The following is a 20855-nucleotide window of genomic DNA, read 5'->3' as shown; positions in this document are numbered from 1 at the left end:
ACACAAGGCCGCTCCTACAGGGACCGAGTGCATCCTTAGATTGCGTTGTGCGTCTTGAGCCAGCCCAGGCCGGCTTCAGTGGTGGTCCTGGGCTTGTATTCCGCGCCCACCCAGCCCTGGTAGCCGATGCGGTCCAGGTGCTCGAACAGGAAGCGGTAGTTGATCTCGCCGGTGCCTGGTTCGTGGCGGCCGGGGTTATCGGCCAGCTGCACGTGGTTGATCAGCTTCAGGTGGGTTTCCAGGGTGCGCGCCAGGTCACCTTCCATGATCTGCATGTGGTAGATGTCGTACTGCAGGAACAGGTTGTCGCTGCCTACCTCGGCCTGGATCTCCAAAGCCTGCTGGGTGGTGTTCAGGTAGAAGCCGGGGATGTCGCGGGTGTTGATCATTTCCATGACCAGGCGGATGCCGGCGGCCTTGAGCTTGTCGGCGGCGTAGCGCAGGTTGTCCACGAAAGTCTTGCGCACGGTGGCGCAGTCCGGGCCTTGCGGGCGGATGCCGGCCAGGGCGTTGACCTGGGTGTTGCCCAGCACCTTGGCGTATTCGATGGCCTTGTCGACCCCGGCGCGGAACTCTTCGACGCGGTCGGGGTGGCAGGTGATACCGCGCTCACCTTTCGACCAGTCGCCCGCAGGAAGGTTGAACAGCACCTGGGTCAGGCCGTGGGTGTCGAGCTGCTGCTTGATCTGGGTGGCGTCGAAGTCGTACGGGAACAGGTATTCGACACCGCTGAAACCGGCGTCGGCGGCCGCCTTGAAGCGGGCCAGGAAGTCCTGTTCGGTGAACAGCATGGACAAGTTGGCAGCGAAGCGAGGCATGGGTTGTCTCCTTGCGATGAAGGCCCCCGGGCATGCCGGGGGCGTCAGGCGATCAGTCCAGCAGCGAGATGGCGGTTGGCGCGTCGTTGCCGACCAGGGCGAGGTCTTCGAATTCGTTGACCGCGTTGATCTCGGTGCCCATGGAAATGTTGGTGACGCGCTCGAGGATCACCTCGACCACCACCGGTACGCGGAACTCTTCGGCCATCTTCTGCGCCTTGAGCAGGGCAGGGGCGATCTCGGCCGGTTCGAACACGCGGATGGCCTTGCAGCCCAGGCCTTCGACCACGGCGACGTGGTCGACCCCGTAGGTGGCGGCGTCGGTCGAGTTGATGTTCTCGAACGCCAGTTGTACACAGTAATCCATGTCGAAACCACGCTGGGCCTGGCGGATCAGGCCGAGGTAGGCGTTGTTCACCAGCACGTGGACGTACGGCAGGTTGAACTGCGCGCCGACGGCCAGCTCTTCGATCATGAACTGGAAGTCGTAGTCACCGGACAGCGCGACCACCTTGCGCTTCGGGTCGGCCTTGACCACGCCGAGGGCCGCCGGGATGGTCCAACCCAGTGGGCCGGCCTGGCCGCAGTTGATCCAGTGGCGCGGCTTGTACACGTGGAGGAACTGCGCGCCGGCGATCTGCGACAGGCCGATGGTGCTGACGTAGCAGGTGTCCTTGCCGAACACCTCGTTCATTTCCTGGTACACGCGCTGCGGCTTGACCGGCACGTTGTCGAAGTTGGTCTTGCGCTGCAGGCTCGCCTTGCGCTGCTGGCAGTCTTCCAGCCAGGCCTTGCGGCACTTGAGCTTGCCTGCGGCCTTCCACTCGCGGGCCACTTCGAGGAACACCTCCAGGGCGGCGCCTGCGTCGGAGACGATGCCCAGGTCGGGGGTGAATACCCGGCCGATCTGGGTCGGTTCGATATCGACGTGGATGAAGCGGCGGCCTTCGGTGTAGACGTCGACGGAGCCGGTGTGGCGGTTGGCCCAGCGGTTGCCGATACCGAACACCAGGTCGGATTTGAGCAGCGTGGCGTTGCCGTAGCGGTGCGAGGTCTGCAGGCCGACCATGCCGACCATCAGTTCGTGGTCGTCCGGGAGGGTGCCCCAGCCCATCAGGGTCGGTACCACCGGCACGCCGGTCAGTTCGGCGAACGCGACCAACTTGTCGCTGGCGTCGGCGTTGATGATGCCGCCACCGGCCACCAGCAGCGGACGCTCGGCGTCATTGAGCATGGCCAGGGCTTTTTCCGCCTGCTTGCGGGTCGCGGCTGGCTTGGTCACGGGCAGCGGCTCGTAGGCATCGATGTCGAACTCGATCTCGGCCATCTGCACGTCGAACGGCAGGTCGATCAGCACCGGGCCTGGGCGGCCAGTGCGCATCTCGAAGAAGGCCTTCTGGAACGCGTAGGGCACCTGGCCCGGCTCCAGCACGGTGGTGGCCCACTTGGTCACCGGCTTGACGATGCTGGTGATGTCGACGGCCTGGAAGTCTTCCTTGTGCAGGCGCGCACGCGGGGCTTGGCCGGTGATGCAGAGGATCGGGATGGAGTCGGCCGAGGCACTGTACAGGCCGGTGACCATGTCGGTGCCGGCAGGGCCGGAGGTGCCGATGCACACGCCGATGTTGCCCGGGTTGGCGCGGGTGTAGCCCTCGGCCATGTGCGAGGCACCTTCGACGTGGCGAGCGAGGACGTGATCGATGCCACCGACTTTCTTCAGGGCCGAATACAGCGGGTTGATGGCAGCCCCTGGAATGCCGAACGCGGTATCTACACCTTCACGGCGCATGACCAGAACGGCTGCATCGATTGCTCTCATTTTGCTCATGGGTTGTGCCTCATCGATTTTGTAATTGTATACAACTTGTGTTGCGGCAGAGTGTATTCATGCTCGGCGCAAAAGGTCAATCCATTTTCGTCGGCAGCTTTGACTCAGCGGTCATGCCACGGAAAGGCGGCATTTCGTCGCACTGAGAGAGAATGAATTAAAAAATTGTATACAAACTGTGCCTTTGTTGTGTTCTATCTTGTCTATTGGTTTTCAACTGCCCTCAGGGCTTCTCACAACAAGAAGAGGACCTTTTCATGAACGCATTGACCCTGAAACAGGCCGTTGGCGTGGTCAACGCCGCGCTGGCCGCCGGCCGCAAGATCAACGCCGCGCCCCTGACCGTGGCGGTGCTCGACGCCGGTGGGCACCTGCTGGCGTTGCAGCGCGAGGATGGCGCCAGCCTGTTGCGCCCCGAGGTGGCCATCGGCAAGGCCTGGGGCGCGGTGGCGCTGGGCAAGGGCTCGCGCCTGCTGGCGCTGGACTCGCAGCAGCGCCCGGCCTTCTATGCCGCCTTGAACGGCCTTGGCGAACGGTCGGTGGTGCCGGTGCCGGGTGGCGTGCTGGTGCGTGATCAGCAGGGCAAGGTGCTGGGCGCGGTGGGGATCAGTGGGGATACGTCGGATATCGACGAGCAGTGCGCGATCAGTGCGATCGAAGAGGTGGGGCTGACGGCGGATGCGGGGGTTGCTGCGTAAGGCTCGTCATTTTGGGGCCGCTCTGCGGCCCATCGCGACACAAGGCCGCTCCTACAGGGAAATGCGTAACCTCTGTAGGAGCGGCCTTGTGTCGCGATGGGCTGCAAAGCAGCCCCGTTGGCCTGTCAGGCGGCCTCAGGCTCGCAGCCCTTGAGCACCAGGCGGATGATGGTCTCGGCCGCCGCGTCGTAGTCGCTGTCGTCCAGCTTGGCCTTGCCGGTCACCACGGCAATCTGCCAGTCGAAATCGGCGTAGGTCTGGGTCGCCGCCCAGATGCTGAACATCAGGTGGTGCGGGTCGACATTGGCGATCTGCCCGCGTTCGAGCCAGCGCTGGATGCATTCGATGTTGTGCCGGGCCTGCTCGTTGAGCTGCTCGACCTGGCGCGGCGACAGGTGCGGCGCGCCGTGCATGATCTCGCTGGCGAACACCTTGGAGGCATGCGGCAGGTCGCGGGAGATGCGCACCTTCGAGCGAATGTAGGCGCTCAACACCTCTTGCGGATCACCGTCGGCGTTGAACGGCGTCGACGCCTGCATGATCGGCGCGATGATGCTCTCCAGCACCTCGCGGTAGAGGTTTTCCTTCGACTTGAAATAGTAATAGACGTTCGGCTTGGGCAAGCCGGCCTTGGCCGCGATATCGCTGGTCTTGGTGGCGGCGAAGCCCTTGTCGGCGAATTCTTCACTGGCCGCGCGCAGGATCAGTTCCTTGTTGCGCTCGCGAATGGTGCTCATTGTCGGGGATCTTCCTCGTGTCTGGCCCCTTGCAAGAAGGGTCCGGCATGGTAGCACCCGCTCCGACGGACGCTCAAGGCAGCGACTTTCGGCTAGAATCCGCAGCATTCAACCCACTGGAAACAGGCAAACATGGCAGGAAGCAGTCTACTGGTATTGATCGACGACATCGCCACGGTGCTCGACGATGTCTCGCTGATGACCAAGGTCGCGGCGAAGAAGACCGCCGGGGTGCTGGGCGACGACCTGGCGCTCAACGCCCAGCAGGTCACCGGCGTGCGCGCCGAGCGGGAGATCCCGGTGGTCTGGGCGGTGGCCAAGGGCTCGCTGCTGAACAAGGCGATCCTGGTGCCGGCGGCGCTGTTGATCAGCGCGTTCATCCCTTGGGCGGTGACCCCGCTGCTGATGCTCGGTGGCGCCTACCTGTGCTTCGAGGGCTTCGAGAAACTGGCGCACAAGTTCCTGCACAGCAAGGCGCAGGACCAGGCTGAGCATGAGGCGCGCAAGGAGGCGGTGGCCGATGCCAATGTCGACCTGGTGGCTTATGAGGAAAGCAAGATCAAGGGCGCGGTGCGCACCGACTTCATCCTCTCTGCCGAGATCATCGCCATCACCCTGGGCACCGTGGCCGATGCGCCGCTGAGCCAGCAGATCATCGTGCTGTCGGGCATCGCCATCGTCATGACCCTGGGGGTCTACGGCCTGGTGGCCGGTATCGTCAAGCTCGACGACCTGGGGCTGTGGATGACGCAGAAGGCGTCGAGCCTGGCCCGCGCCGTGGGTAACGGCATCCTGCGCGCGGCGCCGTACATGATGAAGAGCCTGTCGGTGATCGGCACCGCGGCGATGTTCCTGGTCGGTGGCGGCATCCTGGTGCATGGCATCGCGCCGTTGCATCACGCTATCGAGGCGTTCAGCGAAGGCCGGGGTGGGGCGTTGACCGGGGCGCTGCTCAATGGTGTGGCGGGGGTGATTGCCGGGGCTGTGGTGCTGGCGGTGGTAGCTGTGGCGAGCAAGTTGTGGCGGGCGGTAAAACAGGCCAACTGAAGCGCCTGGCCGGGGCTTTTCCCGGATCGCCCGTAGGAGCGGCCTTGCGTCGCGAAAGGGCCGCGCAGCGGCCCCAGGATCTCGGCATCATGCAAAATCGCCAGGGCCGCTGCGCGGCCCTTCGCGACGCAAGGTCGCTGCTACAGGTTATGCATCAGATCAGAAGTGCACCTTCACCAGGAAGCTCATGGTGTTCTGATCGGTGGTGAAGGCATCGCTGTCCTTGATGCCGTACTTGTTCTTCCAGTAGTCGTACTCGATACCCACGTACAACTGCTTCTCGCCCAGGTGCAAGGCCTTGCCCAGGTCGTACTTGACCTGTGGGTTGAAGTGCAGGTTCGCCTGATAGGTGCCGCGACGGTTCTCGTCGTTGTCCACCACCCAGTCCATGAAGCCATCGATGAGAATGTCGGAGGAGCCCACCGGGAGGGTGTAGGACCACACCGGGGTGATCTGCCAGACGTTGTCGCCCGGACGGCTGCCGTCAGTGGTGCGCTGGTAGAAGTTCAGCTGGAAGTAGTCGAAGCCAGGGATCGCCAGGTCGAAGCCGGGGCCGATCAGGTACGACTCGGTGTCACCCTCGCCAAACTCGTAGGTCATCGCCAGCAACACGTCCTTCACTGGGCCGAACTCGAGCTTCTGGTCGAAGATCTTGCCGAACGACAGGCGCGGGCTGAACTCGCCGTAGTAGGTGTTGGGGCCGTTGCTGGCGTCTTTCTTGCCCTGGTAGAAGATCTTGTCGAAGAAGAAGAAGTTGTCGCCGTACTTCCATGCATCGGCGTGCTCGAAGGTGACAGTCTGCTGGGTTTCGGGGTTGACCTTGAAGTTCTTGCCCCACAGGTAGGTCAGGCTGTTGTTCTGCCATTGCAGCAGGTCGCCGGCTTGGCTGGCGCCGCAGGCCAGCAGGCCGCCGGCGAGGATCAGGCTGTTGATGGTACGCATTGCGAGTGTCGCTCCCTTGAGTTGGATCTGTTGTCAGCGCTCGGGCGCTGTTCTTGTCTTTTGGGTCAGCTTTTTTCGATTGGCCACAGCTGTTTGGCAAGAGCTGCGCCAACTTTTCCACGTTGGGCACAACCATCCTGCTCGACGTCTTTCTGAACGGATGAAATGGGTATTTCACGCTGGCAACACGTCGGCCAACCGCCCGGAATCATTGACTTGGCGGTCAGCAAACGCGGGCAGGATCCTTCCTGCCCCGATCGAGGGGGCGCGCAGATTACTCACTTGCGCGCTGGGCCTCAAGTGCTCCGTCCCGGAGCACGGTGTCACAGGGTTGGGCGAGCGCCCGTCGGGTTAGAAATGCACCTTCACCAGGGCACTGGCGACACTCTGGTTGCTGTCCAGGTTGCCGCGGCTGTCGATGCCGTACTTGTCCTTCCAGTAGCTGTACTCAAAGCCCACGTAGAGCTGCTTGGCGCCCAGGTTCAAGGCCTTGCCCAGGTCGTACTTGACCTGTGGGTTGAACTGCAGGTTGGCGTGGTAGGTGCCGCGGCGGGTCTGGTCGTTGTCCACCACCCAATCGATGTAACCGTCGATCAGAATGTCGGACTTGCCCACCGGGATGGTGTACGACCAGGCCGGGGTGATCTGCCAGACGTTGTCGCCGGGGCGGCTGCCTTCGGTGTTGCGCACGTAGAAGTTCAGGGTGAAGTAGTTGAAGCCGGGTACGTTCAGGTCGAAGCCGGGGCCGATCAGGTAGGCCTCGTTGTCGCCCTCGCCACGTTCGTAGGTCATGGCCAGCAGCACATCCTTGATCGGGCCGAAGGCCAGGTTGCGATCGAGGATCTTGCCGAACGACAGGCGCGGGCTGAACTCGCCGTAGTAGGTGGTCACGCCTTTGCCAGGGTCGGCCTTGCCGTTGTAGAAGATCTTGTCGACGAACAGGAAGGTATCGCCGTACTTCCATTTGTTGGCGTGCTCGAAGGTGATCGTCTGCTGGATCGAAGGGTTGACCTTGAAGTCCTTGCCATACAGGTAGGTCAGGCTTTCGCCGTGCCACTGCAGCCATTCGCCGGCGTGGGCGGGGAGGGTGGCCAGCAAGGTGCTGCCGAGCAAAACGGACGAGGTGATGCGCTTCATGTTGTGATTCCCGGACTTATTGTTTTTGTTTGGGCTTTTTTGGCGCGCAGGCGCCCCGGGCGGCCCATTCCGGCGGGCCGACGGTAGTGCGTTACGACAGGGGTGGAGCGGGGCGGCCGGCGAGGCGCCGCCCCTGGTCACTCAATGCTGATGACAGGCGTCGTTGTGCGCGGCGCGCTCGGCGCCGCCGAGGATGTTGAACAACAGGTTCAGCACCAGAGCGCTGAGGGTGGCCATGGCGATACCGCTGTGGGTGATCGGTTCCATCCACTGCGGCATCTGCGCGAAGAACTCCGGGCGCACCACCGGGATCAGGCCGAAACCGACGCTCACCGCCACCAGCAGCTGGTTGCGACGGTCGGCGATGTCCGCCTCCTGGAGGATCTTGATCCCGGTGGCGGTGACCATGCCGAACATGGCGATGGACGCGCCGCCCAGTACCGCAGGCGGGATCGAGGCGATCAAGAATGCCGCCTTGGGCAGCAGGCTGAGCAGGATCAGCAGCGCCCCGGCCATCACCGTGACGTAGCGGCAGCGCACCCCGGTCATCTGCACCAGGCCGATGTTCTGGGCGAACGAGGAGTGGGTGAAGGTGTTGAAGAAACCGGCGATGAACGAGGCGCCGGCGTCGCACAGCAAGCCGCGGCGCAGCATCCCCGGGGTCACTTCACGGTCGGTCACCTTGCCCAGGGCGAGGAACATGCCGGTGGACTCGACGAAGATGATCACCACCACCAGGCACATCGACAGGATCGGCGCCAGGCTGAAGGTCGGCATGCCGAAGTGCAGCGGGGTGACCACCTGCAGCCACGGCGCCTGGTCCAGGCCCGACAGGTCGACCATGCCGATGGAGCCGGCGAGGATGTAGCCCAGGCCCATGCCCACCAGCACCGAGACGTTGACCCAGAAACCACGCATGAAGCGGTTGATCAGCAGGATCACCGCCAGCACCAGGCCGGCGACCATCAGGTAGATCGGCGCGCCGAAGGCCGTGGCCTGTTGCCCGCCGCCGGCCCAGTTGACCGCCACCGGGAACAGCGACAGGCCGATGGAGGTGATGACCGTGCCGGTCACCAGCGGCGGGAAGAAGCGCACGACCTTGGACATGAACGGCGCGATCAGCATGCCGAAGAAGCCGGCGGCGATGGTCGCGCCGAAGATCCCCTGCAGGCCGACGCCGGGCATGCCGGCCATGGCCACCATGCTGCCGACCGCGGCGAAGCTGGCGCCCATCATGACCGGCATGCGAATGCCGACCGGGCCGATACCGAAGGATTGGATGATGGTGGCAACGCCGGCGACCAGCAGGTCGGCGTTGATCAGGAAGGCGACTTCCTCGCGGGACAGGCCGGCGGCCTGGCCGATGATCAGGGGCACGGCGATGGCGCCCCCGTACATCAGCAGCACGTGTTGCAGACCCACCAGGATCAGCTGGAACAGGGGCAGGGGCTGTCGTGGCGGCGCAACGGGGATGTACGCCTTGGGTGATTCGGACATGCAGCACCTCGAGTTTTGTTTTTATTCTCGGATCCAAGCCACAAGCTTCAAGCGGCAAGCTTCAAGTAGAAGCTTGTGGTTTCCGCTCGAAGCCTGAGGCTCGATGCTTGCTTGTTGCCTGACGACTTACAGCTTGAGGCTTGAAGCTTGCAGCTTGCGGCTGCTTTTTAGTTGACCTGCGCGCCTTTGGCGATCCAGTCGCCGACCAGTTTGCGTTCCTCGACGGTCATCTGGGTGATGTTGCCCAGCGGCATGATCTGGCTGGCCACGGCCTGCGCCTGGATGCGCGCGGCCTGGGCCTGGATCTGCTGCGGGGTGTCGAACATCACGCCGGCCGGGGCGGCGCTGAACAGCGGGCTGGTCGGCTTGGCCGAGTGGCACACGGTGCAGCGTTCCTGGATGACGTCGTGGATCTTGCCGAAGCCGCCGGTGGCGGCCTGGGCACTGGCCTGGGCCGGTTGCTCGGCAGGCACCTGGGCAGGCTTGGCGGCCTCCTCGGCGCGCAGCTCGGCGGCAGTCTTGCCACCGACGGCGGTGGCCGGCAGCGGCTGGTACTCGACCTTGGCGGCGGCCTGCTCAGGAGCGCTCGGCAGCGGCTTGGGGCCGGTCACGTAGGCCAGGCAGATCATCGCCAGGGCGCCCACAGGCAGGGTCCAGGCGTACTTGTTGCTGTCGTGGCGGGTGTTGAAGTAGTGACGGATCAACACCGCGGCCACCGCGATCCCGGCCAGGATCAGCCAGTTGTACTGGCTGCCGTAGGTGCTCGGGAAGTGGTTGCTGATCATGATGAACAGCACCGGCAGGGTGAAGTAGTTGTTGTGGCGCGAACGCAGCAGGCCCTTGGCCGGCAGCACCGGGTCGGGGGTCTGGTTGTTCTCGATGGCCGCCACCAACTGGCGCTGGGCCGGCATGATGATGCGGAACACGTTGCCCACCATGATGGTGCCGATGATCGCGCCGGTGTGCAGGTAGGCGCCACGGCCGCTGAACACCAGGCTGAAGCCCCAGCAGGCGGCGATGATCAGCACGAACAGCACGGCGCCGAGCAGGGCCGGCTTCTTGCCCAGGGGCGAGTCGCAGAGGAAGTCGTAGATGAACCAGCCGGCGATCAGCGAGCCGATACCGATGGCCACGCCCTCGGCACCGCTCAGGGTGCTGCCCGGGGCCAGCAGGTACAGCGTCGGGTTCCAGTAGAACACCACGCACAGCAAGGCGATCCCGGACATCCAGGTGAAGTAGGCTTCCCATTTGAACCAGTGCAGGTTCTCGGGCATTTTCGGCGGTGCCAGCTTGTATTTTTCCAGGTGGTAGATGCCGCCACCGTGGATGGCCCAGAGGTCGCCCGACAACCCATCGCGCGGGTTGCTGCGGTTCAGGTGGTTCTCCAGCCAGACAAAGTAGAACGATGCACCGATCCAGGCCACGCCGGTGATCATGTGAACCCAGCGAATGCTCAGGTTCAGCCATTCGTGAAGGTGTGCTTCCACAGTATTTACCTCTCGCCAGTCACCTGTTCGATGACCGACCCTTTCTTATTGGTGGGGATTGAGGATCAACATCTGTTCCTCGGGGAAGTAATGCTCATCGCAGTTGTTGCCGGAACCACTGCGATCAACCACCAGGAAGTCATCCCGCTTTTCGATCGTCAGCACCGGGTGGTGCCAGACGCCGCGATGGTAATTAATGCCCTGCCTGCCATTACTGCGGAAGGCGCGGACCAAGCCTGATACAGGTGCATCGCCAACGGGCGCGACCACGATCAGAAAGGGGTTGCCGAGCAGCGGGATGAAAGCCTGGCTGCCCAGCGGATGGCGTTCCAGCATGCGTACGGTCAGCGGCATGTCCAGCGCATCGGCGCGGAAGATGCTGATGATCGCCTTGTCCTCGGGCTCGGCGGTCTCGACCGTGGCGAGCTTGTGGAAGCGCATGGTCGAACCGTTGTTGATCATGAAGTGGTCGCTGCCATCGGTTTCGATCACGTCACCGAAGGGGGCGAAGGCTTCTTTGCTCAGGGGTTCGATCATCAGGGTGCGCATGCGGTTATCTCTTCTATTCGTTGTTCTGGATGTTGGTGGCCTGGCTGGCCGGGGCCCTGGGTGCGGACGCGTCACGCACTCGGGCCAGGGCGCAGCCTGTGCCTTACAGCTGCAGCAGGCGGAACAGGGCGATCAGGTTGATCTGCGCCAGGGCTTCCTTGAACTCGGCATCCGGGTCGTTGTGGATGCGGTTTTCGAAGGCGGCGAGGATCTGGTGCCGGTTGCTGCCCTTGACCGCCATGATGAACGGGAACTGGAACTTGGCCTTGTAGGCGTCGTTCAGTTCGGTGAAACGGGCGAACTCCTCGGCGCTGCACTGGTGGATACCGGCGCCGGCCTGTTCGTTGGTGCTCGATTCGGTCAGCTCGCCCTGGATCGCGGCCTTGCCGGCGAGGTCCGGGTGGGCGTTGATCAGCGCCAGCTGGTCGGCGTGCTTGGCGCTCAGCAGAATGTCGCTCATGCGCTGGTGCAGCGCCTCGATCTCGTCCAGTTCACCCAGCTGGCCGAGGTCGTAGGCTTTTTCGGCGACCCACGGCGAGTGCTCGTAGATGTCGGCGAAGGCCTCGACGAAGGCGGCGCGGTCCAGGGTGGAGGGGGTGAGGGTAGTGAAGGCGGTCATCAGGCGTTCTCTTTCTTGTACGGATGGGTGGCGTGCCAGTGGCGGGCGATGTCCACGCGACGGGCGAACCAGACCTGCTCGTGGCTCTTGGCGTAGTCGACGAAACGCTTGAGCGCGGCCAGGCGCGCCGGGCGGCCGACCAGGCGGCAGTGCAGGCCGATCGAGAGCATCTTCGGCGCTTCGGCGCCTTCGGCGTAAAGCACGTCGAAAGCATCCTTGAGGTACTGGAAGAACTGTTCGCCGCAGTTGAAGCCCTGCACCTGGGTGAAGCGCATGTCGTTGGTGTCCAGGGTGTAGGGGATCACCAGGTGCGGCTTGCCGGTGGGGTTGTTCGGCTCCCAGTAGGGCAGGTCGTCGTCGTAGGTGTCGCTGTCGTAGAGGAAGCCGCCTTCCTCCATCACCAGGCGCCGGGTGTTCGGGCCGGTGCGGCCGGTGTACCAGCCTTGCGGGCGCTCGCCGGTGAGCTCGGTGAGGATGCGGATGGCTTCGAGCATGTGCTCGCGTTCCTGGGCCTCGTCCATGTACTGGTAGTCGATCCAGCGGTAGCCGTGGCTGCAGATTTCGTGGCCGGCCTCGACCATCGCGCGAATCACGTCGGGATGGCGCTGGGCGGCCATGGCCACGGCGAACACGGTCAGCGGCACGCCGCTGTCCTTGAACAGCTTGAGCAGGCGCCAGACGCCGGCGCGGCTGCCGTATTCGTAGAGCGACTCCATGCTCATGTTGCGCGCGCCCTGCAGCGGCTGGGCGGCGACCATTTCGGAAAGGAACGCTTCGGACTCCTTGTCGCCGTGCAGGATGTTGCGCTCGCCACCTTCTTCGTAGTTGAGCACGAAGGACAGTGCAATGCGGGCATTCCCCGGCCATTGCGGATGAGGTGGGTTGTTGCCGTAACCGATCAGGTCGCGAGGGTAGTCAGCGCTCACTGCAGTCTTCCTTCTTGTACGTTTAGTGCGGGGGGTGGGCGGGCCGCGTCAGGGTGTCGCACCACCGGATGGAGTGATTGTATACAAGTTCTTAAATCTTTTGTAAGCCTGTTTTTCCGCATTTCTGCCCATTTGTCGGCGCAAAAAACCTTGCAAGAAACCTGCCTGCTTGGTCAGCTAATGGTGTTGGCGTATGCATGGGCCGTGTCTTTGCGACTGGCGGAGTCTTTGCGAAGGTTGCCCCGGAAGCGGATAAAAAATTGTGTACAATTTGTCGGTAAACTGTCTTAATGGCTTCATTCCCGCACGCCGCAGGCCCTGTGCCCGGTGATTGCCGTGTATTTTTTGCCCACGCATACGACAAGAGGCGACAAGCAAATGGGACGTTTGACCACACACGTACTGGACGCCGCGCATGGCTGCCCGGGCAGCTCGATCAAGGTCGAGCTGTATCGCGTAGAGGGCCAGCAGCTGGAGCTGCTGAACAGCGCACTGACCAACAGCGATGGCCGCGTCGACGCGCCGCTGCTGCAAGGCGACGATTACCGGACCGGCGTCTATCAGTTGCAGTTCAGTGCCGGTGACTACTACCGCGCCAAGGGCGTGAAGCTGCCGGACGCCGCGTTCCTCGACGTGGTCGTGCTGCGCTTTGGCATCGACGAGCAGCAGGAGCACTACCACGTGCCATTGCTGATCTCGCCTTACAGTTACTCGACCTACCGTGGAAGCTAGTTGGTCGCTAGAAGAATCTTCGTAGGTCCTTGGCCCGCTCTCACACTGGCGGGCTTTTTTTCGTCCGTTGTTTGTGCGTGCTGGTCGAGCAGTTGCGCACCAATGCCGGTGGCCGCTCCGCGCAGATCAATGGCAGCGCCGAGCGTACCTTGTGGCTGGCCGTGCTGGTGATGCTGGCCTCGGCGCTGCTGGTCGAGTTGTTCAGGCTGTGGCTGGTCAATCGCAGCCGGGTCGAGTCGATCCGGCAATTGATCGAGTACGTTGCCCAGCTCAGCCAGGGTGGTTTTGCTGCGCGGGTCGACAATCGCCGCGATGGCGATCGTTCGTCGGCACGCCGGTCCTGCCGTGCAGATTCCCTCTGTTACGTAACTGTAATCTTGACTATCCTGCGATCTGTCCCAGTACACTTTGCAACTGTTACGGTATTCTGGCTCCGGCAGTGAGCCGCACAAGAACAACGATCCCGTCCGTGCTTCGAGACAACGCCATGACCAACCTGCTGTTGTACCAGCGCATCGCCCAGCAACTGGCCGACGATATCCGGCGTGGTGTCTATCAGCCCGGCGAGCGCGTGCCTTCGGTACGCAAGATGAGCGCCCAGCTCAATGTCAGCCACGCCACCGTGCTGCAGGCGTACGCCAACCTCGAAGACCAGGGCCTGATCCGCGCCCGGCCGCAGTCGGGCTATTACGTGCACCAGACCCCCGCCCTGACCGCGCAAACCCCGGACATCGCCCGCGTCGAACGGCCTGGCCTGGTCACCCGTGCCAGCATCATCCAGCAGGTGCTGGTCGAGGCGCGCCGTGACGGCGTGTTCCCGTTCGGCGCGGCGGTGCCGCATGTCGACTACCTGCCGGTGCGCGCGCTGCACCAGCAACTGGCCAAGGTCACCCGTTTCCACAGCCCGCGCGCCTTCAGCTATATGTTCAGCCCAGGGTTCGAGCCGCTGCGTCGGCAGATCGCCATTCGCATGCGCGACGCCGGGGTCCTGGTCGATCCGCGCGAAGTGGTGGTGACCCACGGTTGTGTCGATGCCCTGCAAATGTCGTTGCGGGTGCTGACCCGCCCCGGGGATCTGATCGCCGCCGAATCGCCGACCTACTATGGGTTGCTGCAGCTGGCGGACCTGCTGGGCCTGAAGGTCATCGAAATCCCCAGCGATCCGGCCACCGGGATCAGCCTTGAAGCCTTGCAGCTGGCGGCCAACCAGTGGTCGATCAAGGCCCTGGTGTTGACGCCGCGCTTGAGCAACCCGCTGGGCGGAACCATGCCGGAGGAGCGGCAGAAGCAATTGCTGCGCCTGGCCTCGGACTTCGATATCCAGATCGTCGAGGACGACATCTATGGCGAGCTGATGTTCGAGCAAGGGCGTACCAAGGCGCTCAAGGCGTTCGATCGCCTCGACCGGGTGATCTACTGCTCGAGCTTTTCCAAGACCTTGTCGCCGGGCGTGCGCGTCGGCTGGATGATCGCCGGGCGCTACCAGGACGAGATCCAGCGCCTGCAGACTTTCACTACCCACTCGGCGTGCAGCGTGACGCAAATGGGGGTGGCGGCCTACCTGGAGAACGGTGGCTATGACCGCCACCTGCGCTACATCCGCCAGGAATACCGCAAGAACCTCAGCGCCTACCAGCTGGCCGTGCAGCAGCACTTCCCCGAAGGCACGCAGATGACCCGGCCCACCGGCGGGTTCATTCTCTGGGTGAGCCTGCCGGGGCGCGTCAACACCCAGGACTTGCACGTGCGGGCGCTGGAGCAGGGCATCAGCATCGCCCCAGGGCTGATCTTCAGCAATACCGAGCAATTCAACCACTGTATCCGGCTCAATTGCGCCATTCCCTGGAACAAGGAGGCCGAGCGCGCGGTGATCACGCTGGGCCTGCTGGCCCGGCAATTGTGCCAGGAGATGTCGCTCTCACTTTTGTAGGCTTGTCAGATGCGCGGGGAACAGGGAGCATACGCGTTTTAAAGGTTGCCCCCGGTACTCATGAACGCGCTTCGTCCCCTCGTCCTCGCCCTGTGTCTCGCCTTGCCCTGGTTGCCCAGTGCCGCGGCCCAGGCCGCCGAGCCCGTGGCCAAGGCTCGGAGTGCCCAAGGCAAGGCTGCCGCCAAGGCGCCTGCCAAGCCCAAGGCGAGCGCCAAGCCCAAGGTGGCGGCAAAGCCTCAGGCCAAGGCTAAACCCAAGTCCAAGCCAAAGCCCAAGGCTAAACCGGTCAGCAAGGCGCTCGCCAAGCCGCTGCCCAAGGCCAAGGTCGACTTGAGCCTGCCCAGCGAGCTGGTCAGGCATCTCGAGCCGGACCTGGGGGATACGCCGGTGGTACGCAAGCCCTTGCTGCCCTCGATGTTTCCCACCAAGCCTGAATCCGACAGCAGCCCCTTCCAGCTCAATGGTCGGCTGATCAGCAACGAAATGCAGTTGCAACTGCGCAACGACAGCCGCCGCGAAGTGGAAGGGGCGGCCATCGATTTCGAATTTCGCAACTGACTATTGGGTCACGCGCGATTTCATCCGTCCGGTAATTTCAAACGTGTGTTTGAGCGGTTAGTATCCAGGGACGTTCGTCCCGCTTTGCTCCTGGGAGTCCTGTTGTCATGAAATGCCGCGAGGGTTGTGGTGCCTGCTGCATCGCCCCGTCCATCAGTTCGCCGATTCCAGGCATGCCCCAGGGCAAGCCGGCCGGCGAACGTTGCCTGCACCTGAATGTCGATAACCTCTGTGCGCTGTTCGGCAAGCCCGAGCGGCCGCCGGTGTGTGGCGGCTTCAAGGCGCAAGTGGACATCTGTGGCAGCGATCGCGACGAGGCCATCCGCATCATCGGGTGGCTGGAGCAGGTGACGGCGGCGTGACAGGTTGGATCTTCGACAACAAGGAACAACATGATGAGATCGATCAAGCGTATTGCCCTGCTGTGTGGCATGGGAGTGGTGCTGGCGCCGGCGGCCTGGGCCGAGAACTGGCAGGTGGCCAAGGACGAGGAGGGCATCAAGGTCTCCCTCAGCGAAGTGGCGGGCTCCAAGTACAAGGCTTATCGCGGTGTGACCGTGATCAAGGCGCCGTTGGCCAAGGTCAAGGCGTTGCAGGAGGACGTGGTGGGCGCCTGCGCCTGGATTCATGAGTGCAAGACTCAGAAATTGCTCAAGACCGAGGGCGAGCAGAGCTGGACCTACACCCAGTTCAACACGCCCTGGCCGGTGACGCCGCGGGATTCGATCCTGCATGTGACCACGGTCCAGGAAGCCGATGGCAGCCTGACCCGCAAGCTTCAGGAGCAGCCGACGTATCTGCCGGAAGAGAAGGGTTTCGTGCGTGTCGCCCAGGTGGAGGGCTTCTGGAAGCTGGTGCCCAAGGGCGACAGCACTGAGGTGACCTACCAGGTGCACACCGAGCCGGGTGGTAGCGTGCCGTCGTGGCTGGCCAACAAGTTCGTGGTGGATGCGCCGTTCAATACCCTCAAGGGGTTGAAAGAGCGTGCCGAGAAGCACTGAAGGCTAGCTTGCGCCCTGTCGGCGCTGGTCTGCGCGGGCCCCGACAATCTCCACGGCTGCCAAGACCCTGAGGGCGCTGCGCGCCCTTTTCGCGACACAAGGCCGCTCCTACAAGGGGGTTGGGCAGATCGGAACAAAAAAGGCTGCCCGAGGGCAGCCTTCTTGCGTTCGGCCGGCAGGCTTACTTGCGGTCTTTCAGCGCAACGATGTCGCGCTGCTCGTGACCGGTGTACAGCTGGCGCGGACGGCCGATCTTGTACGGGCCGGAGAGCATTTCCTTCCAGTGCGAGATCCAGCCCACGGTACGTGCCAGGGCGAAGATCACGGTGAACATGCTGGTCGGGATGCCGATGGCCTTGAGAATGATGCCCGAGTAGAAGTCGACGTTCGGGTACAGCGAGCGCTCGACGAAGTACGGATCGGTGAGGGCGATCTCTTCCAGGCGCATGGCCAGTTCCAGCTGCGGGTCGTTCTTGATGCCCAGCTCGCCGAGCACTTCGTCGCAGGTCTTCTTCATCACGGTGGCGCGCGGGTCGCGGTTCTTGTACACGCGGTGACCGAAGCCCATGAGCTTGAACGGGTCGTTCTTGTCCTTGGCCTTGGCGATGAACTTGTCGATGTTCGAGACATCGCCGATTTCATCGAGCATGGTCAGCACGGCTTCGTTCGCGCCGCCGTGGGCAGGGCCCCACAGCGCGGCGATGCCGGCGGCGATACAGGCGAACGGGTTGGCACCCGAGGAGCCCGCCAGGCGCACGGTGGAGGTGGAGGCGTTCTGCTCGTGGTCGGCGTGGAGGATGAAGATCCGGTCCATCGCCTTGGCCAGCACCGGGCTGATCGGTTTGATCTCGCACGGGGTGTTGAACATCATGTGCAGGAAGTTTTCCGCGTACGACAGGTCGTTGCGCGGGTACATCATGGGCTGGCCCATGGAGTACTTGTAGACCATCGCCGCCAGGGTCGGCATTTTCGCGACCAGGCGCACGGCGGAGATCTCGCGGTGCTGCGGGTTATTGATGTCCAGCGAGTCGTGATAGAACGCCGACAGGGCGCCGACCACGCCGCACATCACCGCCATGGGGTGAGCGTCGCGACGGAAGCCGTTGAAGAACGACTTCAACTGCTCGTGAACCATGGTGTGGTTCTTCACGGTGCTGACGAACTGGGCCTTCTGCTCGGCATTGGGCAGTTCGCCGTTGAGCAGCAGGTAGCAGGTCTCGAGGTAGTCCGATTGCTCGGCGAGCTGTTCGATCGGGTAGCCGCGGTGCAGCAGGACACCCTTGTCGCCGTCGATGTAGGTGATCTTCGACTCGCACGAGGCGGTCGCCATGAAGCCGGGGTCGAAGGTGAAGTGGCCGGATGCCCCCAACCCGCGGACGTCGATAACATCGGGACCAACGGTGCCGGTTAAAATGGGCAGCTCGACGGGGGCAGCGCCCTCGATGATCAACTGCGCTTTTTTGTCAGCCATGTGGCCTCCTATTAATGCTTGAAATCATCAGACAGACCCCCCACGCAGGGCCCGCACCACTATAGAGGGATAAATTCGAATGTCAATTTGCCTAAAGGCTGGTTGAAACGCCCTCTAAGGCCTGGTTTTTCACGAAATTCTCGCCCGTTTACGCCTTTTGTTCATTAAAGGCAATGCGCTATTTGGGCGAGCCCCTCACGTTGTCATGAGCAGCCTAACTGTCTATACTCGGCAGCCGACTCCCAGGGGCTTTCCAGCCCGTCCTGCTGGGTGTCGTCGCTCTCCTGGGTGGTGGGTACCTGACCAGTACACTTACCAACAACTTTGCCCTGTTAGCTAGGGGCTCTTCAGTGTGAAAAAAGCCGTGAAAAGCCAACGACCTGTAAACCTAGACCTAAGGACCATCAAACTCCCGATCACCGCGTACACGTCCATTCTTCACCGTATCTCCGGCGTCATCCTGTTCCTCGGCCTTGCCATCATGCTTTACGCATTGGGCAAGTCGCTGGGTTCCGAGGAAGGCTTTGCCGAGGTGAAGGCGTGTCTGACCAGCCCGCTGGCCAAACTGGTGACCTGGGGCCTGCTGTCCGGCCTGCTGTACCACCTCGTGGCAGGTGTGCGCCACCTGATCATGGACATGGGTGTCGGTGAGACGCTGGAAGGCGGCAAGCTGGGCTCGAAAATCGTGATCGTCATCTCCGTGGTGCTGATCGTTCTGGCGGGAGTTTGGGTATGGTAACTAATGTCACGAACCTGTCGCGTTCGGGCCTCTATGACTGGATGGCGCAGCGCGTCTCGGCGGTCGTTCTCGCGGCTTACTTCATCTTCCTGATCGGCTACCTCGCCGCCCACCCGGGCATCGACTACGCCCAGTGGCACGGTCTGTTCTCCAACAACGCGATGCGTATCTTCAGTCTGCTGGCCCTGGTTGCCCTGGGCGCTCACGCCTGGGTCGGCATGTGGACCATTGCCACCGACTACCTGACGCCGATGTCGTTCGGCAAGTCGGCGACTGCGATTCGTTTCCTGTTCCAGGCGGTATGCGGCGTTGCGATGTTCGCTTACTTCGTCTGGGGTGTGCAGATTCTCTGGGGTATCTGATTCATGGCTAACATTCCAACCATTTCCTTCGACGCCATCATCATCGGTGGCGGCGGGGCAGGCATGCGCGCAGCGCTGCAACTGGCTCAAGGCGGCCACAAGACCGCCGTGGTCACCAAGGTCTTCCCGACCCGTTCGCACACCGTTTCCGCCCAGGGCGGCATCACCTGCGCCATCGCTTCGGCCGACCCGAACGACGACTGGCGCTGGCACATGTACGATACCGTCAAGGGCTCCGACTACATCGGTGACCAGGACGCTATCGAGTACATGTGTCAGGAAGGCCCGGCCGCGGTCTTCGAGCTGGACCACATGGGCCTGCCGTTCTCCCGTACCGAAACCGGTCGCATCTATCAGCGTCCGTTCGGTGGCCAGTCCAAGGACTTCGGCAAGGGTGGCCAGGCTGCCCGTACCTGCGCTGCCTCCGACCGTACCGGTCACGCGCTGCTGCACACCCTGTACCAGGGCAACCTGAAGGCAGGCACCACCTTCCTCAACGAGTACTACGCCGTTGACCTGGTGAAGAACCAGGACGGCGCTTTCGTCGGTGTGATCGCGATCTGCATCGAAACCGGCGAAACCATGTACATCAAGTCCAAGGCCACCGTACTGGCCACTGGCGGTGCCGGCCGTATCTACGCCTCCACCACCAACGCCCTGATCAATACCGGCGACGGTATCGGCATGGCCCTGCGTGCCGGCGTGCCGGTGCAGGACATCGAGATGTGGCAGTTCCACCCGACCGGCATCGCCGGCGCCGGTGTACTGGTCACCGAAGGTTGCCGCGGTGAGGGTGGCTACCTGATCAACGCCCACGGCGAGCGCTTCATGGAGCGTTACGCGCCGAACGCCAAAGACCTGGCCGGCCGCGACGTGGTTGCCCGTTCCATGGTCAAGGAAATCATCGCCGGCAACGGCGTGGGCCCGAACAAGGACCACGTGCTGCTGAAGCTGGATCACCTGGGCGAGGAAGTGCTGCACAGCCGCCTGCCAGGCATCTGCGAACTGTCCAAGACCTTCGCCCACGTCGACCCGGTGGTCGCGCCGGTTCCGGTCGTGCCGACCTGCCACTACATGATGGGCGGCGTTGCCACCAACATTCACGGCCAGGCCATCACCATGGACGCCGAAGGCAAGGATCACATCATTCCGGGTCTGTTCGCCGTGGGTGAAGTGGCGTGCGTATCGGTTCACGGTGCCAACCGCCTGGGCGGCAACTCGCTGCTCGACCTGGTGGTCTTCGGTCGCGCCGCCGGCCTGCACCTGGAGAAGGCGCTGAGCGATGGCGTCGAGTACCGCGATGCCAGCGACACCGACGTCGATGTTGCCCTGAACCGTCTGAACAAGCTCAACGAGCGTACCAGCGGCGAAGACGTTGCCAGCCTGAAGCGCGAGCTGCAGAGCTGCATGCAGAACTACTTCGGTGTGTTCCGTACCGGCGAATACATGCAGAAGGGCATCGAGCAACTGGCCGGCCTGCGTGACCGCATCGCCAACGTCAAGATCAACGACAAGTCCCAGGCCTTCAACACCGCGCGTATCGAGGCGCTGGAGCTGCAGAACCTGCTGGAAGTCGCCGAAGCTACCGCCATTGCGGCCGAAGCCCGTAAAGAGTCCCGCGGCGCGCATGCCCGTGAAGACTTCGAAGACCGTGACGACGAAAACTGGCTGTGCCACACCCTGTACTACCCGGGTGAGAAGCGCGTCGCCAAGCGTGGCGTCAACTTTGCGCCGAAGACAGTTCCTGCCTTCGAACCAAAAGTCCGGACTTACTAAG

21 protein-coding genes and 1 pseudogene are annotated in these 20855 nt (G+C 63.0%); 11 read left to right on the top strand and 11 right to left on the bottom strand.

The window, feature by feature from the left end; translation table 11 throughout:
- Positions 1–35: 35 nt before the first annotated feature.
- Both hyi and gcl read right to left on the bottom strand, forming a co-directional pair.
- Entirely contained in the window at positions 36–818 is a 783-nt protein-coding gene (gene hyi / locus KSS95_RS19550) for a hydroxypyruvate isomerase (protein ID WP_217848844.1), read from the bottom strand.
- Between the two features lie 52 nt (positions 819–870).
- Positions 871–2646 (bottom strand): glyoxylate carboligase, encoded by a 1776-nt coding sequence (gcl, locus tag KSS95_RS19545; RefSeq protein ID WP_217848842.1) that lies wholly within the window; start codon positions 2644–2646, stop codon positions 871–873.
- A 257-nt stretch (positions 2647–2903) separates the two neighbouring features.
- Between gcl and KSS95_RS19540 the strand changes: the two genes are divergently transcribed.
- Positions 2904–3344, top strand: a complete 441-nt coding sequence (locus tag KSS95_RS19540; protein ID WP_217848840.1) for a GlcG/HbpS family heme-binding protein — start codon at positions 2904–2906, stop codon at positions 3342–3344.
- Positions 3345–3469: 125 nt separating this feature from the next.
- Here KSS95_RS19540 and KSS95_RS19535 read toward each other — a convergent pair whose 3' ends face one another.
- Positions 3470–4081 (bottom strand): TetR/AcrR family transcriptional regulator, encoded by a 612-nt coding sequence (locus tag KSS95_RS19535; RefSeq protein ID WP_217848838.1) that lies wholly within the window; start codon positions 4079–4081, stop codon positions 3470–3472.
- Positions 4082–4213: 132 nt separating this feature from the next.
- Here KSS95_RS19535 and KSS95_RS19530 point away from each other — a divergent pair, with 132 nt between their 5' ends.
- Positions 4214–5128 carry a DUF808 domain-containing protein gene (locus tag KSS95_RS19530; protein WP_217848836.1) on the top strand — a complete coding sequence of 305 codons (915 nt, stop codon included), beginning with the start codon at positions 4214–4216 and terminating at the stop codon, positions 5126–5128.
- Positions 5129–5287: 159 nt separating this feature from the next.
- Here the strand turns inward: KSS95_RS19530 and KSS95_RS19525 are convergent, their stop codons facing one another.
- From KSS95_RS19525 to puuE, 7 genes are all read right to left on the bottom strand, one after another.
- Positions 5288–6070 carry an outer membrane protein OmpK gene (locus tag KSS95_RS19525; RefSeq protein ID WP_217848835.1) on the bottom strand — a complete coding sequence of 261 codons (783 nt, stop codon included), beginning with the start codon at positions 6068–6070 and terminating at the stop codon, positions 5288–5290.
- Between the two features lie 351 nt (positions 6071–6421).
- Positions 6422–7207 (bottom strand): outer membrane protein OmpK, encoded by a 786-nt coding sequence (locus KSS95_RS19520; protein ID WP_217848833.1) that lies wholly within the window; start codon positions 7205–7207, stop codon positions 6422–6424.
- Between the two features lie 141 nt (positions 7208–7348).
- Positions 7349–8704 (bottom strand): nucleobase:cation symporter-2 family protein, encoded by a 1356-nt coding sequence (locus KSS95_RS19515; RefSeq protein WP_217848831.1) that lies wholly within the window; start codon positions 8702–8704, stop codon positions 7349–7351.
- 167 nt (positions 8705–8871) lie between these two features.
- On the bottom strand, positions 8872–10191 hold the full coding sequence (locus KSS95_RS19510) for a urate hydroxylase PuuD (RefSeq protein WP_217848829.1): 1320 nt from the start codon (positions 10189–10191) through the stop codon (positions 8872–8874).
- Positions 10192–10236: 45 nt separating this feature from the next.
- On the bottom strand, positions 10237–10740 hold the full coding sequence (locus KSS95_RS19505; protein ID WP_217848828.1) for an ureidoglycolate lyase: 504 nt from the start codon (positions 10738–10740) through the stop codon (positions 10237–10239).
- Positions 10741–10843: 103 nt separating this feature from the next.
- Positions 10844–11359, bottom strand: a complete 516-nt coding sequence (gene uraD / locus KSS95_RS19500; protein WP_217848826.1) for a 2-oxo-4-hydroxy-4-carboxy-5-ureidoimidazoline decarboxylase — start codon at positions 11357–11359, stop codon at positions 10844–10846.
- Positions 11359–12285, bottom strand: a complete 927-nt coding sequence (puuE, locus tag KSS95_RS19495) for an allantoinase PuuE (protein ID WP_217848824.1) — start codon at positions 12283–12285, stop codon at positions 11359–11361. The genes uraD and puuE overlap by 1 nt, the downstream gene beginning before the upstream one ends.
- A gap of 378 nt (positions 12286–12663) precedes the next feature.
- On the opposite strand from puuE, the gene uraH reads away from it, so the two are divergent.
- From uraH to KSS95_RS19465, 6 genes and pseudogenes are all read left to right on the top strand, one after another.
- Positions 12664–13017: a hydroxyisourate hydrolase gene (gene uraH / locus KSS95_RS19490; RefSeq protein WP_217848822.1), complete on the top strand. Its 354-nt coding sequence runs from the start codon at positions 12664–12666 to the stop codon at positions 13015–13017.
- An 80-nt stretch (positions 13018–13097) separates the two neighbouring features.
- Positions 13098–13358 (top strand): annotated as a pseudogene (locus tag KSS95_RS19485) (methyl-accepting chemotaxis protein); the annotation flags it as partial.
- A gap of 146 nt (positions 13359–13504) precedes the next feature.
- Positions 13505–14947, top strand: coding sequence for an aminotransferase-like domain-containing protein (locus KSS95_RS19480; RefSeq protein ID WP_217854040.1), 1443 nt, complete (start codon positions 13505–13507; stop codon positions 14945–14947).
- A gap of 60 nt (positions 14948–15007) precedes the next feature.
- Entirely contained in the window at positions 15008–15505 is a 498-nt protein-coding gene (locus KSS95_RS19475) for a hypothetical protein (RefSeq protein WP_217848820.1), read from the top strand.
- A gap of 107 nt (positions 15506–15612) precedes the next feature.
- On the top strand, positions 15613–15867 hold the full coding sequence (locus tag KSS95_RS19470; protein WP_217848818.1) for a YkgJ family cysteine cluster protein: 255 nt from the start codon (positions 15613–15615) through the stop codon (positions 15865–15867).
- 33 nt (positions 15868–15900) lie between these two features.
- A complete protein-coding gene (locus KSS95_RS19465) occupies positions 15901–16506 on the top strand; it encodes an START domain-containing protein (RefSeq protein ID WP_217854039.1) in 606 nt (201 codons plus the stop codon).
- 181 nt (positions 16507–16687) lie between these two features.
- Here the strand turns inward: KSS95_RS19465 and gltA are convergent, their stop codons facing one another.
- The gene (gltA, locus tag KSS95_RS19460; RefSeq protein WP_134693150.1) at positions 16688–17977 is read right to left on the bottom strand and encodes a citrate synthase; all 1290 of its coding nucleotides are present in this window, start codon (positions 17975–17977) and stop codon (positions 16688–16690) included.
- Between the two features lie 352 nt (positions 17978–18329).
- On the opposite strand from gltA, the gene sdhC reads away from it, so the two are divergent.
- The 3 genes from sdhC to sdhA are packed head-to-tail and all read left to right on the top strand — an operon-like array spanning position 18330 to position 20854.
- Positions 18330–18716 carry a succinate dehydrogenase, cytochrome b556 subunit gene (sdhC, locus tag KSS95_RS19455; protein ID WP_023628897.1) on the top strand — a complete coding sequence of 129 codons (387 nt, stop codon included), beginning with the start codon at positions 18330–18332 and terminating at the stop codon, positions 18714–18716.
- On the top strand, positions 18710–19078 hold the full coding sequence (gene sdhD / locus KSS95_RS19450) for a succinate dehydrogenase, hydrophobic membrane anchor protein (RefSeq protein WP_011534754.1): 369 nt from the start codon (positions 18710–18712) through the stop codon (positions 19076–19078). The genes sdhC and sdhD overlap by 7 nt, the downstream gene beginning before the upstream one ends.
- Before the next feature lie 3 nt (positions 19079–19081).
- A complete protein-coding gene (sdhA, locus tag KSS95_RS19445) occupies positions 19082–20854 on the top strand; it encodes a succinate dehydrogenase flavoprotein subunit (protein WP_194790991.1) in 1773 nt (590 codons plus the stop codon).
- The last annotated feature ends 1 nt before the right edge of the window (position 20855 follow it).

The organism is Pseudomonas muyukensis (assembly GCF_019139535.1).
Lineage (GTDB): Bacteria > Pseudomonadota > Gammaproteobacteria > Pseudomonadales > Pseudomonadaceae > Aquipseudomonas > Aquipseudomonas muyukensis.
This window is presented reverse-complemented; position numbering and strand designations above follow the sequence as displayed.